General features: G+C 59.3%; 13 protein-coding genes. 5 read left to right on the top strand and 8 right to left on the bottom strand.

The features are described from left to right. Positions 1-136 precede the first annotated feature (136 nt). On the top strand, positions 137-679 hold the full coding sequence (locus tag BS627_RS01795) for an adenine phosphoribosyltransferase (RefSeq protein ID WP_077981577.1): 543 nt from the start codon (positions 137-139) through the stop codon (positions 677-679). 44 nt (positions 680-723) lie between these two features. Here BS627_RS01795 and BS627_RS01800 read toward each other — a convergent pair whose 3' ends face one another. The 3 genes from BS627_RS01800 to ychF form a co-directional block, all read right to left on the bottom strand. After that, positions 724-1,191, bottom strand: a complete 468-nt coding sequence (locus BS627_RS01800) for a MaoC family dehydratase (RefSeq protein WP_077981578.1) — start codon at positions 1,189-1,191, stop codon at positions 724-726. Then, positions 1,188-1,661, bottom strand: coding sequence for a MaoC family dehydratase (locus tag BS627_RS01805; RefSeq protein ID WP_077981579.1), 474 nt, complete (start codon positions 1,659-1,661; stop codon positions 1,188-1,190). Before BS627_RS01805 ends, BS627_RS01800 begins: the two co-directional genes overlap by 4 nt. Positions 1,662-1,960: 299 nt before the next feature. Further along, the gene (ychF, locus tag BS627_RS01815) at positions 1,961-3,064 is read right to left on the bottom strand and encodes a redox-regulated ATPase YchF (RefSeq protein ID WP_035260423.1); all 1,104 of its coding nucleotides are present in this window, start codon (positions 3,062-3,064) and stop codon (positions 1,961-1,963) included. A gap of 238 nt (positions 3,065-3,302) precedes the next feature. Between ychF and clpS the strand changes: the two genes are divergently transcribed. Further along, complete coding sequence (clpS, locus tag BS627_RS01820; protein ID WP_420836189.1) at positions 3,303-3,617, top strand: ATP-dependent Clp protease adapter ClpS; 315 nt, start codon at positions 3,303-3,305, stop codon at positions 3,615-3,617. 3 nt (positions 3,618-3,620) lie between these two features. Here the strand turns inward: clpS and BS627_RS01825 are convergent, their stop codons facing one another. The 5 genes from BS627_RS01825 to BS627_RS01845 all read right to left on the bottom strand — a co-directional run bounded on the left by BS627_RS01825 (position 3,621) and on the right by BS627_RS01845 (position 8,921). Further along, on the bottom strand, positions 3,621-4,073 hold the full coding sequence (locus BS627_RS01825) for a GNAT family N-acetyltransferase (protein WP_077981581.1): 453 nt from the start codon (positions 4,071-4,073) through the stop codon (positions 3,621-3,623). Between the two features lie 7 nt (positions 4,074-4,080). After that, a complete protein-coding gene (pth, locus tag BS627_RS01830; RefSeq protein ID WP_077981582.1) occupies positions 4,081-4,797 on the bottom strand; it encodes an aminoacyl-tRNA hydrolase in 717 nt (238 codons plus the stop codon). 88 nt (positions 4,798-4,885) lie between these two features. Continuing rightward, on the bottom strand, positions 4,886-5,599 hold the full coding sequence (locus BS627_RS01835) for a substrate-binding periplasmic protein (protein WP_077981583.1): 714 nt from the start codon (positions 5,597-5,599) through the stop codon (positions 4,886-4,888). A 17-nt stretch (positions 5,600-5,616) separates the two neighbouring features. Continuing rightward, positions 5,617-8,004 carry a putative bifunctional diguanylate cyclase/phosphodiesterase gene (locus BS627_RS01840; protein WP_077981584.1) on the bottom strand — a complete coding sequence of 796 codons (2,388 nt, stop codon included), beginning with the start codon at positions 8,002-8,004 and terminating at the stop codon, positions 5,617-5,619. 308 nt (positions 8,005-8,312) lie between these two features. After that, a complete protein-coding gene (locus BS627_RS01845; RefSeq protein WP_077981585.1) occupies positions 8,313-8,921 on the bottom strand; it encodes a 50S ribosomal protein L25/general stress protein Ctc in 609 nt (202 codons plus the stop codon). Between the two features lie 302 nt (positions 8,922-9,223). On the opposite strand from BS627_RS01845, the gene BS627_RS01850 reads away from it, so the two are divergent. The 3 genes from BS627_RS01850 (at position 9,224) to adh (ending at position 14,064) form a co-directional block, all read left to right on the top strand. Continuing rightward, positions 9,224-11,308, top strand: a complete 2,085-nt coding sequence (locus tag BS627_RS01850; protein WP_077981586.1) for a putative bifunctional diguanylate cyclase/phosphodiesterase — start codon at positions 9,224-9,226, stop codon at positions 11,306-11,308. A gap of 105 nt (positions 11,309-11,413) precedes the next feature. Then, entirely contained in the window at positions 11,414-12,373 is a 960-nt protein-coding gene (locus BS627_RS01855) for a helix-turn-helix domain-containing protein (RefSeq protein WP_077981636.1), read from the top strand. A gap of 173 nt (positions 12,374-12,546) precedes the next feature. Then, on the top strand, positions 12,547-14,064 hold the full coding sequence (adh, locus tag BS627_RS01860; RefSeq protein WP_077981587.1) for an aldehyde dehydrogenase: 1,518 nt from the start codon (positions 12,547-12,549) through the stop codon (positions 14,062-14,064). Positions 14,065-14,259: the final 195 nt, after the last annotated feature.

Here is a 14,259-nt window from a genome sequence, read left to right on the forward strand (position 1 = left end):
CGCCGCAGGGCCGGAGCCCGGGTCACAGCAATGCCAGGGAATGAGCGCGGGTCCTTTTTAGTTGGTCCGCAGCCGCCAAGTTGATAGGGTGGCCTGAACCTTCTGATCCATTTCCCTTATCTCAACTGGAAATACCATGACCGTTATCGCTTCGGAGCTTTCCGCTGCCATCCGTTCCATTCCCGACTATCCGAAGCCGGGCATCATCTTCCGCGACATCACGACGCTGCTCGGCAACCCGCGCGCCTTTCGCCGCGCCGTCGATGAACTCGTGCAGCCCTATGCGGGTACGAAGATCGACAAGATCGCCGGTATGGAAGCACGTGGCTTCATTCTGGGAGGGGCGGTGGCGCATCAGCTATCGGCCGGTTTCGTGCCCATCCGCAAGAAGGGCAAGCTGCCGCACACCACCGTCCGCGTCGCCTACAGCCTTGAATACGGCGTGGACGAAATGGAAATGCATGTGGACGCGGTCCAGCCGGGTGAGAAGGTCATTCTGGTCGACGACCTGATTGCCACGGGCGGCACCGCTGAAGGTGCGGTCAAGCTGTTGCGGCAGATGGGAGCGGAGATCGTTTCCGCCTGCTTCGTCATCGATCTGCCCGATCTTGGCGGCCGCAAGAAGCTGGAAAACCTTGGTGTCGAGGTGCGGACGCTGGTGGAATTTTCCGGCCATTGAGATGGTAGCGGGGCAATGGTAACGCTATTGCCCCGGCGCTCATTCTATTCGAATTCCAGAACCCCGCTCCGGAAGGTCAGCACCGTTTCTCCTGACTGGTTGACGCCCTCGTTAAATGTAGTGTTCAGCCAGACGCCGGCTCTGGATTCCAGCGCCCGAGTGTCGAGCAGGGTCACGAAATAGGTGACATCGTCTCCGGCAAAGACCGGTTTTTTCCATTTCAGTTCTCGAAAGCCGGGCGAGGGGCCGAGTTTGGGCGGCTCAAGGCCCTGTAGTTTCAGCCTCTTCACCTCCTTGGCCCAGTGGGAGAGGAAGCACTTCATCCAGCCAGCACCTGTGTGCCATCCGGAAGCGCAAAGACCGCCGAAAATGCTGTTCTTTGCGGCTTCCGCGTCGAGATGAAAGGGCTGCGGATCGAAATCGCGGGCGAAACGGATGATGTCTTCGGCGGAGAAATGCAGCGTATCGAGTGTGACGCGTTCGCCGATAGGAGAAAGTTCTGCCAGTTTCATGCTGCAGCGCCCCCATTGTCGCGCATGCGGAACATCACGGTGTTTTCGCCGTGCGATACCAGGACGCCGTGTTGGTTATAAAGCTCGTGGCGTAGTTTCACGAGGCCGATGCCGCGGCGCGACGCGGAGGGCCGCTGTTCCAGAACAATGGATTTTCCCGCAAGCGTATCGCCCGCCAAAACCGGTTTTTTCCAGTCAACGAAATCGATGCCCGGGCTGCCCTCCGAGGTCGAGTTCGAAATGTAGCTGTCCGCCATCATCCGCATCAGCAGGCTGCAAGTGTGCCAGCCAGAAGCCGCTAGCCCGCCGAGAATGCTCTGGCGTCCGGCCTCTTCGGACAGGTGCATGGGTTGGGGGTCGAATTCACTCGCAAAAGCAACGATCTGCTCTGCGGAAATCGATTGCGGTCCAAGGGGAAATTCCTGTCCGACGGGAAAATCCTCATAGGCATAAGTCGCGACCGGCGTCATGGCGTCCTCCCTTCGCACAGTCAATATCGGCGGCATCTAAAATGATTTTTCCCTTTACGTAAAGGTCAAATCGAGGATGCAATGCAGAGGAATGGGGCGAGGCGGCTGCCGCTTGTTTCTTCTCCCCGAGGGGAGAAGGTCGCGGCAGCGGGATGAGGGGGCGAGGGTAGAGATATTCGGAGAGCTTGCCCCCTCATCCGACCCTTCGGGCCACCTTCTCCCCGGCGGGGAGAAGAAACCCTGCCGCGATGTTCGGCTTACCCTTCTCAGCGACCCTATCGAGGCCGCCAAAGGCCAGATCAGGTATTGAAGCGGAAGTGGATGACGTCGCCGTCCTGAACCACGTATTCCTTGCCTTCGTCGCGAGCCTTGCCGGCTTCCTTCGCACCGACTTCGCCCTTGAAGGCGACATAGTCGTTGTAAGCGATGGTGTTGGCGCGGATGAAGCCGCGTTCGAAATCGGAGTGGATGACGCCGGCGGCCTGCGGGGCCTTGGTGCCGCGCTCAATCGTCCAGGCGCGGCATTCTTTCGGGCCGACGGTGAAATAGGTGATGAGATCGAGCAGCTTGTAGCCTGCGCGGATCAGGCGGTCGAGGCCTGCTTCCTCGAGCCCGAGGGCCGAAAGGAACTCCTTCGCCTCTTCATCGGGAAGCTGCGCGACTTCGGATTCGATCGCAGCAGAGATGACGACGGATTCGGCGCCCTGGGCCTTGGCCATTTCGGCAACGGCTTTCGTGTGTTCGTTGCCGTCGACGGCGTCGCTTTCGGCGACGTTGCAGACGTAGAGGACCGGATGCGCGGTCAGGAGGTTGAGGCCCTGAAGGATGCGCAGCTCCTCGGCATCCAGCGTGGAGAGCAGGGTGCGGACCGGCTTGCCTTCGTTCAGAAGCTTCAGCGAGGCCTCCATCAGCGGCAGCTGCGCCAGCGATTCCTTATCCTTGCCGGTGGCGCGCTTGCGGGTCTGTTCCGTGCGGCGCTCAAGGCTTTCGAGATCGGAAAGCATCAGCTCGGTCTCGATGGTCTCGGCGTCGGCCACGGGGTTGATGCGGCCTTCGACGTGGGTGATGTCGTCATCTTCGAAGCAGCGCAGAACGTGCACCACGGCGTCCACTTCGCGGATATTGGCGAGGAACTGGTTGCCGAGGCCTTCGCCTTTCGATGCGCCGCGCACCAGGCCGGCAATATCCACAAAGGAGATACGGGTGGGGATGATTTCCTTCGAGCCGGCAATGTCGGCGAGGATTTTCATGCGCGCATCCGGAACCGCCACTTCGCCGGTATTCGGCTCGATGGTGCAGAAGGGATAGTTGGCCGCCTGCGCCGCTGCCGTTTTCGTCAGCGCGTTGAAGAGAGTGGACTTGCCGACATTTGGCAATCCAACGATACCGCATTTGAAGCCCATGGCTTGAAACCTGCCCGTTTGAAAGAATTCGTTGAGGAGCCTTTTGCGGAAACGGCAAGGCAAGGTCAAGCCCGCGGGCGGATTTGTGCGGGCAAAGCCCCTTTAATGGTGCGGAATTTCTGGCAGGGTTGCCGATGCCGCGGTTGCGGCGCAATATAAGCGGGTCAAGCGACCGATCTTTCGTCATCAACGGGGTTTTCCCATGAACAACCGCGATGAGCGACAGGCACGAGCGACCATGATGGGTGACAGTCCTGTCGATCTCAAACCGAAACCGAAAGTCAAACCGAAGCTGGAGCGGCCGAAGCTCTACAAGGTCATTCTGCTGAATGACGACTATACGCCGCGTGAGTTCGTTACCGTGGTGTTGAAAGCTGTCTTCCGCATGAGCGAGGAAACCGGCCACCGGGTGATGATGACGGCGCACCGCTTCGGAAGTGCGGTCGTCGTTGTCTGCGAGCGCGATATCGCCGAGACCAAGGCCAAGGAAGCGACCGGTCTCGGCAAGGAAGCGGGATTTCCGCTGATGTTCACCACCGAGCCGGAAGAGTGAGCGTTAATCCTGCCTTTTCTGGAAACCCGTCTTGTTCTGCACAAAGCCACAGCTTTCGTAAAATGCATGGACCTCCGGGCGTTGTCGCCCGGTCAGCAGCATCACCTTATAGCAATTCGCTGCAAAAGCGGCCTCGACGGCATGGCACACCACCGCGCGACCATATCCATGGCCGCGACGGTTTTCGAGCGTCACCACGTTTTCAATAAGGGCATAGGAGCGGGCGGCGCGCGTCAGGTTCGGCACGATCTGGAGCGTGGCGGTGGCGACCGCTTCTTCGCCTTCGGTCGCAAGAAACACGGTCAGGCCGGGCTGGGCGAGCATGGCCGCGAAAGCCGCGCTCGCTTCTTCTGCCGTCATTTCAGGGTCGGACGGATTGAGCGCCCGGTAGAGTTCAAGCAAACCGGCCAGATCGCCGGCTCCGGCTGCGCGCAGGACGATGGGCTTCGAAGACATTCGCGATCTAGTCCTTCTTGCTGAACATACGCTTTAGCATTTCGGCCATAGGGCCGGTTTCCGGCAGCTTTTTCGGCTGGGCGCTGTTGCGTGCCTGATGGATATGGGACTGCGCGGCGGGTTTGGCTGCCTTGGCCGGTTTTTCGGACTCCGGCTTGCTGCCCGTAGCCAGCGCCAGCTTGTTCATCAACTGCGAATCCTCGGCTTTCACCAGCATGGCGGCATTGTCGGCAATGGCGTCCAGAAGCGGATCGAGCCAGACCCGGTCTGCCTTGGCGAAATCGCCGAGCACGTGGCTGTGCACCCGCTCCTTGTCACCGGGATGGCCGATGCCGAGGCGCAGGCGGCGATAGTCCTTGCCGCAATGGGCGTCGAGCGATTTCAGGCCGTTATGGCCGCCATGGCCGCCGCCCGTCTTGATACGGGCGCGGCCGGCCGGCAAATCCAGTTCATCATGGATGGCGATGATGTCCGCCGGCGCAAGCTTGAAGAAGCGCATGGCCTCGCCGACGGACTCACCCGAAAGGTTCATATAGGTCAGCGGCTTCATGAGCAGAACCTTTTCACCGCCGATCTCGCCTTCGGAAATCTCCGCCTTGAATTTTTTCGACCAGGGCGCAAAGGACGGCAGGCGCTGCAGCGCATCGACGGCCATGAAGCCGATATTGTGACGGTTTCCCGCATATTGCGCACCGGGATTACCAAGTCCTGCGATGATCTTCATGGGGCATGTCCGCGTTTTGCCTGATGATGCTGTTGTCACCACCCCGAAAACCGCCGGCTGTCAATCTTTTTATGGAGTTTCGGATGGTTCAGGGACTGACGAGATTGTAGCGGTCGAATATTCGCTGCTGTGTTCCATCGGCGATCAACCTGTCCAGCCGGGCCTGCAATTTTGCGATCACCTCGTCTGGTACGCTTTTGTTACATGCAAGGCCAAGCTGCTGCCGTGAGAGGGTTATCACTTCCCTGAACGTGTCGGCCGGCAGGCTTTTGAAGGTGCTCTCCGACATGGGCATCAGGTCAATGCGGCCGGCATTCAGCTTGTGAAGGGTGATCTCGAAATCCGCGCCGACATCCACCTGCGGGAAACCGAGCTTTTCGAGAAGCGCCTCGGTGTAATCTCCACGCTGGGTTCCCACCCGATATTTCCTCGCGTCCTCGAGGCTGAAGGCTTCGATATTCGCGTCGCGGCGCGCCACGAGAATGTTGCGGTCGATATGGATCGGCGTGACCCATTTGAACTGCTTCTCCCGCTCCAGCGTTCTGGCAGCGGCGAAGACGCAGTGCATGGCCTGCGTTCTGGCCAGTGCGATGGCCCTTGCCCAGGGCATGACGGCGACTTCGTAGCTGGTACCGGTGTCTTCGAGCACGGTTCTGAGCTGGTCGAAATAGACACCCCGCACGCTGCCGTCGCTGGCCTGCAGATTATAGGGCGGATAAATCTCGGTGGTCAGGAACAGCTTGGCGGCGCTGGCCGGAGTGGCGAGCGCAAGGAAGATCAGGCAAAAGCGGATCAGTCCCATGGCTGGCCCCCTGCGGTTCACGCTTGTCGCGCCGCGGCGCGGTCTTGCCCGGACGCGGTGTCGAGTGATGCGATCAGTTTTTCCACGGGTTGCGGGCGTGCGAAGAAATATCCCTGTCCGAAATCAGCGCCTATGTCGGTCAGAAGCGCTTTCTGTTCTTCCGTCTCGACACCCTCGGCAATGACAGCGCAGTTCATCTTGTGCGAAATGGCCGCGATGCCTTCGACCAGCATTCGGTTGCGTTGCCTGATGTCCATCCTGTCGTCGCAGATCGAGCGGGTGAAGGACTGGTCGATCTTGACGATATCGACCGGAAAACGGCTGAGATAGCTGAGCGAGGAATAACCCGTGCCGAAATCATCCAGCGCGATGCGGCAGCCGAGCTGGTGGATGGCGTTGAGGATCGCCCGGATTTGCGGATCGTCCTTCATGATAACGGCTTCGGTGATCTCGATGACCAGCCGTTTCGGAAGAATGCCGTGGCGGTGCAGAACGCCGGCGATGCGGGTCGGCAATCCCGGTTCGAATTGCAGCGGCGAGAAATTCACCGCCACATAGGTCTGTTCCATACCCGGCAGGCGCGACAGCCTGGCGAGATTGGCGATCGACTGATCGAGAATGACATTGCCGATGCGGTGGATAGTGCCGTTTTCTTCCGCAAGGCTGACGATCGCGGCCGGGGAAAGCAAGCCCTTGTCCGGGTGGTTGAGACGCAGCAGCGCCTCGAAACCCGCCGTCTGGCCGGTGGCGAGGTTTTCTATCGGCTGGAAATAGGCCTCGAACCAGTCTTCGGAAAGTGCCTGCGCGATATCCCGCTCCAGCTCCGCATGTTCGCGCGCCCGGTCCATGATCGAGCTGTCGAAGACCTGCGAGCCGTTCTTGCCCGTGCGCTTGCGGGTATACATCGCCATGTCGGCATTCTGCAGAAGCTCGGAGGCGCTGGCGGCGTGCAGGGGATAGACCGCCATGCCGATGCTGGCGCTGAGGCGGATGCTGTTGCTTTCAATCTCGAAAGGCGTGTCCAGCATGGCGCAGATGCGCTCGCAGAATTGCAGGGCGCGCTCTTCCACCTTGTCACCGGCCAGAAGAATGGCGAATTCGTCGCCGCCGAGCCGCGATGCGCTGTCCAGCGGCGTCAGCATGGGCTCGAGCTTCAGCGTGAATTGTTTGAGCACGGCGTCGCCCGCAGCGTGGCCGAGATTGTCGTTGATCGCCTTGAACCGGTCGAGGTCGATGAACAGGCAGGCCAACTCGCTACCATTGCGATCCGCATCGCGGATCTGCACGTCGAGAATCGCCTCGAAGCCCTGCCGGTTGAAGAGGCCGGTCAGGTGGTCTGAAATGGCTTGCTGTCGGTTGCGCTTTTCCGACTGGCGCAGTTCGGTTACGTCGGTCATGACGCAGAGGCAGATGCTCTGATGGGCCGCATCGCCGGAATCAAGAGACTTTTCCAGGATGAGAGCGTCCATGACGCCGCCATCCATGCAATGGAAACGCACGGTAATGCCGCTATGCGAGGCATCGGGCAAGGGATGCGCGGTCTTGCGCTGCTGGAACAGGAGCCTGTCATCGGGAGGGATGAGATCGGCGAAGTTCAGGCCGAGTATCCGGGAACGATCGTAGCCCGTCGCCTGCACCCAATAGTCGCTGACGGCGGCAATGCGGTCGTGCCTGTCGAGCGAGAACAGCATGGCGGGCGTCCGGTTGTAGATCTCCGTCTTGCGCTCGTGTGCGTTCTTGATCTCCAGTTCTTCCTTTTCAAGCTGGGACTGCATTTCGTTGAAGCTTTTCGCCAGCCTGCCGATTTCGTCTTTCGAACGCCAGTCGACGTGGTGGCGCGAGCCGAGACGCCGCGTCGCCTCTATTGCCGCCGCAAGCCGCATCAGCGGACGGATAACCATGAAGCGGTTGCCGGCGATGGCGGCGAGAACGATAGTGAGGACGGCGAGGATGAAAATCGTAATGAAAGCCAGTTCGGTGCGGCTCAAAGAGGTCATAAGGCTGACATTGTCGTAATAGATCGTCAGTTGGCCGACGGTGACGGAGCCCTTCGTGGTCTTGTAGGTTACTTCGCGCGTCGTCGAGGCTGCATCCTGAATGATGTCGCTGCCGGCTGTCTGGACGACATCGAGTTGGCCGGACGTATCCCTGACCTCGACCATCCTGATCACGGGGTCGGAAATGAGCGTTCCGGTAATCTGGTTTATGGTGTCGTCATCAAGATCCCACAGTGGTCGTGCAAGCGCCTGCGCATTGGTCGACAGCAGAATCTCAAGGTGGTTACGCTGGCTGCGAATGGCTTCGTGATAGGACAGCGTCAGCAAAAGCGTGAAGAGCGGGGCGACCACTGTAAGAAGTGCGCCGGAAACTATCGCGATAAAGCGGCTTTCGACGGAATGAGCCATGTTAAATTGCAGCTACCCTTTGCCCCAAACTTGCTGCGCCGCGTTTCGTCCGCCCGGAGGGTTTTGCAGGGTTTCCGGCGAAAGCCCGTTTCACCACGCATTTCCTCAGCCCGGCCGGTGTTCCACGACAGCGCGAGGGTATCGTTTCATGGAAGTGTTAATCGACACTGAAACGGTTTCCGTATCAGGTCAGGATGGCGAGCTTTCTGGTTTTAAAGTTCATGAAAACTAAAAGGCCCGTTCCGAATACGGAACGGGCCTCATTTTTCAAAGCTGTCTTCAAGGTCGTCCAGCCTTGCGGCCGCCGATTATTCCTCGGAAGCTTCTTCGGTCGTTTCTTCAGCGACGCCAGCAGCCGGAGCAACGATCGTTGCGATCGTAAAGTCACGGTCGGCGATGACCGGCGTGATGTTCTTCGGCAGCTTCACATTCGAAATGTGGACGCTGTCGCCGATCTTCAGACCAGCGAGATCGACCGTGATGAATTCCGGAATGTCGTTGGCCGGGCAGTGGAACTCCACGGTGTGGCGAACGATGTTCAGAACGCCGCCGATCTTGATGTCCGACTTTTCTTCGTTTTCGAAGTGAACCGGAACTTCAACGTTGACGAGCGTGTTGCCCGAAACGCGCAGGAAGTCGACGTGCATGGTGAAGTCGCGGACCGGATCAAGCTGGTAATCCTTCGGGAGAACCTTGATCTTCTTGCCGTCGACGTCGATGGTCGCAACCGTCGTCATGAAACCGCCAGCGTGGATACGCTTGGTGACTTCGTTGGTCGACAGAGCGATGGAAATGGGGGCCTGCTTGTCACCATAGATGACAGCGGGAATCAAACCGTTGCGGCGAAGTTCACGAGAGGACCCCTTACCAACTCGTTCGCGCGCCTCGGCCTTGAGCTCATACGATTCTTTGCTCATGGCAATTCCTTTCGAGGTTATATGGAGAGTTCATGCCCGCGGGCGCTGAACTGGGGAGGTGCAAGCACCATCCCACCCGCGTTGCCTCCAAGGGTGTCTACACGGGTGCGGGCGCTATAATACAAACGGCAGACAAAGACAAGAGTGGCCAGGTTTTGGCTGCTGACCCTTTGTAATTTTATTAGAGTTCTCTAATTCACTCTTTTGTTGCAACCTTTAATATATGCTTATCCATGCACATAAACCCGGTGAAAACTTGGCGAATGATAAGGCTATGCAAAATTCCAATTGCGTAGATGACAATGCTCAAAGTTCTCGAGTGCCTCACCATAGATCACGACTATCGATACACTGCCGCAGCAGTCTTCGTCTGCATGCTGGGCAGTTTCGTTTCGATGCGCCTTTTTTCGAAGGCGCGTCTGGCGACGGGTGTGCAGAAGGTCAACTGGTTGTTCCTGGCGGGCGTCAATGGCGGGGCGGCGATATGGACCACCCATTTCGTGGCGATGCTGGGCTATGTCGCGGCCGGTGAGGTGGGGTATGATCCTTATCTGACCGGGCTGTCGCTTTTGATCGCCATTACCACAACGACTGCCGGCTTCGGCATTTCCGCCTATGGAGGGCGCAGCGTGCTGGTGGAAGCCGGCGGCATGATCCTCGGGCTCGGCATTGCGGCAATGCATTATACCGGCATGGCGGCCTACAATGTTCAAGGCATGATCTTCTGGGATCAGGCTTATGTCATCGCTTCGCTGTTGCTCGGGGCGGTGCTCGGCGCGCTTGCGGTCAATCGCATTGCCCGGCCCCTCAACCGCTTCTGCCAATATGGCGGAGTGACATTTCTCATCCTCGCCATCGCCTCGATGCACTATACCGGCATGGCTTCCATGTCCTTCGCTTTCGATCCGCGCATCGTCATTCCGGAAAATCTGCTGCCGCCGGCCATCATGGGCGGGGGCGCAATCGCCGTGACGCTGCTGCTGCTGGCGCTCGGACTTTCCACCTATGTCATCGATGCCCAGTCCACCCAGCAGGCGGTCGCGCGCTATCGTCATCTTTCGTTGCACGATCCGCTAACGGGCATTCCCAACCGGGCGGCCTTTATCGAACATCTCAATCGCCGCACACTCCATATTTCGTTAGGTGCGCATACCGCGCTTCTGTCGATCGATCTCGATCGTTTCAAGGAAATCAACGACGTGCATGGCCATGCGGCGGGTGACGCTGTGCTGCGCGCCATCGCCGACCGCGCGAGTTCCGTGCTGAAGGCCGGGGAGTTCCTGGCGCGCATGGGCGGCGATGAATTCGTGGCGATGACCCATTCCTATTACACCCGGGCCGATGGGGCAGAATTCGCGCAACGACTGATCGAGCAAATCAGCAGGCCGGTCGAGTGGAACGGCCAGACATTTTCTGTCGGCGCCAGCGTCGGCATCTCTGTGCGTAACACCGGTGCTATCGATGCCGATACCTTGATGGCGCAGGCGGATGTTGCGATGTACAGGGCAAAAAGCGGTACTTCGGACACGATCTGCTTCTATGACAAATCCATGGACGAGGCCGCGCGCGCGCGCAATGCACTTGCCATCGCCATGCGCAGCGGCCTGGCCAACAATGAGTTCGAGCTTTATTACCAGCAGCAAAACGACACCAAAAGCGGCAGCATCGTCGGTTTCGAGGCGCTTTTGCGCTGGAACCATCCCGAACGCGGCATGGTCTCTCCCGTCGAATTCATTCCGATCGCCGAACAGACCGGCTTCATCGTCGAACTGGGCGAGTGGGTTCTGAGAGAGGCATGCGCGCAGGCGGCGAGGTGGAAAAAGTCACTCGCCATTGCCGTAAACGTCGCGCCGCAGCAGCTTGCGGACAACGATTTCCCCGACAAGGTTGAGAGAATTCTTGCCGAAACCGGGCTTGCGCCGGAGAGGCTGGAGCTTGAGATTACCGAAGGCAGCATCATAGCCGATCATCGCCATGCGCTCGTCACCATCCGCAAGCTCAAGTCGCTCGGCGTCAAGATTGCCATGGACGACTATGGCACGGGTTATTCTTCGCTTTCGACGCTGCAGAGCTTCCCCTTCGACAAGATCAAGATCGACCGCGCTTTCATCGATGGCCTGTCGACAAATGTGCAGTCGGAGGCGATCGTTCGCTCCACGCTCATTCTGGCGCACAGCCTCAATATTCCGGTGCTGGCGGAAGGGGTTGAAACGAAGGCTCATGTCGAATTCCTGCGTCGTGAAGGCTGCCTGCAGGTGCAGGGCTTCTTTTTCGGCAAGCCCGGTCCGCTGACGTCCATCGCCAATCTTGTCGACGATACGTTTCTTTCGGCCGAAGATGAAACGGAAGTGACCGCCGACCGGCGTTATTTCAAAGCTGCCCGATAGTCTGGCGCAGCCCGCTGCTGTGCCCGGCAAGGCCAGTCTCGAAATTTTTTGTTGAAACATGACTGCTTCCAGCGCACCATCGCACAAAAGCTTTGGGAGGAGCGTATGCCGACAGACATCGCCCATGCGGAACGCGTGTATGAAACCGCGCGACACCGTTCTGCCGCCGCAAGTTCTCCGATTGTGGCCTCCTGGCGTCGCTGCATGGTCAAACATCACCTTGCACCCGAGGAAAACCGCAAGCCGATCTTTCTTAGCGAGGTTGAATTCCGCCGCGCCCGTGAGAGTGCGGCTGGCCTGATTGCCGAAAGCACGGATGAACTCGACCGCATTTTCCAAAGCGTCGGCAAATCCGGCTGCTGCCTGCTTTTGACCGACGCGCAGGGCGTTGCGCTGGAGCGGCGTGGTGCCTCGGGCGATGATCGTGATTTCCGGGCACTTGGTCTCTGGTCCGGGGCGGTCTGGAGCGAAGCGAGCGTGGGCACCAATGGCATCGGTACGGCGCTCGTTGATGAGCGCTCGGTGGTGGTCTACCGCGATCAGCATTTCTTTACGTCGAATACCGAACTCTGCTGCACGACAGCGCCCATCCGTGACCATACCGGCCGGGTGACCGGCGCCCTCGATATTTCCACCTGCCGCGACGATATCAACGAGATGACCTTCTCCTTCGTCACCCAGGCGGTGAAGGATGCGGCGCAGCGAATCGAGGGCAATCTTTTCCGCCGGGCCTTTCCGGGTGCGCGCATCGTTGTCGTGCCGAGCGGTTTCGGGGCGGCGCTTTCGCTGCTTGCCGTGGATCAGGACGATCTCGTGCTGGGGGCGACCCGCGCCGCACGCCTTGCGTTGAAGCTGGACGATGCCCGGATCGCGCAGGGACTGCCCGCCGCGGATGTTCTTCAGGAACAGCGCCACGACAGCGGTTCAGACCTTGCGGAAGCGGAACGTTCGGCGCTTCGCCGCGTCTTGTCGCGCACCAACGGCAATGTCACGCAGGCGGCCTCGCTGCTCGGCATCAGCCGCGCCACGCTTCACCGCAAGATGAAGAAATTCGGCGTGCACTAAGGTCCTCGCGGTTGCGATCCGGCCGATCATGCCGGATCGCGGCGTCTTTGTCGCAGATGTGAGACAATGTGCGCTGCGGAACCGCGCCGCCCCTCTACCGGACCGCGCCATCTAGGCCCACCTTCCTCCCATGCGGTCCGTTCAGGATCGTTTTCATCAGGGAGGATGAAATCATGAATATTCAGGTTCAGCAGAAAGCGGGCGAAGCGCCCTTCAAGCTGAAATACGGCAATTACATTGGCGGCAAGTGGGTGGAGCCGAAGTCCGGCCGCTACATGGAGAATCTTTCGCCGGTCACCGGCCATAAGATCTGCGAAGTGCCGCGCTCGGATGCGTCCGACATCGAGTTCGCGCTCGACGCCGCACACAAGGCGCGCGACAAATGGGGTAAGACCAGCATAACCGAGCGCTCCAACATCCTGCTCAAGATCGCCCAGCGGATCGAAGACAATCTCGATCTCATCGCCCGGGCCGAGACCTGGGACAATGGCAAGCCGCTGCGTGAAACCACCAATGCGGACATTCCGCTCGCCATCGATCATTTCCGTTATTTCGCGGGCTGCATCCGCGCTCAGGAAGGCACGATCGGCGAAATCGACAACGATACGGTCGCCTATCACTTCCATGAACCGCTCGGTGTCGTCGGCCAGATCATTCCGTGGAATTTCCCGATTCTGATGGCCGCCTGGAAGCTTGCGCCTGCGCTTGCTGCCGGCAATTGCGTGGTGCTGAAGCCTGCGGAACAGACGCCTGCCTCGATTCTCATCGTAATGGAGCTGATTGAAGATCTGCTGCCGCCCGGCGTTCTCAACATCGTCAACGGTACGGGCCTTGAAGCCGGCAAGCCGCTGGCGCAGAGCAACCGCATCGCCAAGATCGCGTTTACCGGTTCGACATCGGTCGGCAAGGAAATCATGCGCTATGCGGCCGACAACGTCACCAACATCACCCTGGAACTGGGCGGCAAGTCGCCGAACATCTTCTTCGCCGATGTGATGAACGAGGACGATGCCTTCCTCGACAAGGCGCTCGAAGGTTTCGCCTTCTTCGCGCTGAACCAGGGCGAAGTCTGCACCTGCCCCTCGCGGGCGCTGGTGCATGAATCGATCTATGACCGCTTCATGGAAAAGGCGATCAAGCGCGTTCAGGCCATAAGCCAGGACGATCCGCTCAACCCGTCGACCATGCTGGGCGCGCAGGCCTCGCAGGAACAGTTCGACAAGATCATGAGCTATCTGGAGATCGGCAAGAAGGAAGGTGCCAAGGTTCTGACCGGCGGCGACCGCAAGACGCTGACGGGCGACCTGAAGGACGGCTATTACATCCAGCCGACCGTATTTGAAGGCAATAACAAGATGCGGATTTTCCAGGAGGAAATCTTCGGTCCCGTCGTTTCCGTCACCACCTTCAAGACGGTGGAAGAAGCGCTCGAAATTGCCAATGACACGGTTTACGGTCTGGGTGCCGGCGTCTGGAGCCGCGACACGAACATCGCTTATCGGGCCGGGCGTGGCATCGAAGCGGGCCGTGTGTGGACGAACTGCTATCACGTCTATCCGGCGGGCGCTGCCTTTGGCGGTTACAAGCAGTCGGGCATCGGTCGAGAGACCCACAAGATGATGCTTGATCACTACCAGCAGACCAAGAACCTGCTCGTGTCCTACAGCCCGAACAAGGTCGGTTTCTTCTGAGGTCCTCCCCGGAAGCCGGCGAGGGGCTGTGGCGCCAGATCGCCGGCGTGTTCCCAGGGGTTTCGGCCCCTGGGAACCCGGCTTCAAACAGAAAGGCCGGAGGTTCTGCCTCCGGCCTTCAGACTGCTGACAAACCCCTGGCGTGAGCTGGGGGTTTATGATTCATTGGGACATGTTGAAGAAACCTGCTCCTGA

The organism is Agrobacterium salinitolerans, assembly GCF_002008225.1.
In the GTDB taxonomy this organism is placed as follows: Bacteria; Pseudomonadota; Alphaproteobacteria; order Rhizobiales; family Rhizobiaceae; genus Agrobacterium; species Agrobacterium salinitolerans.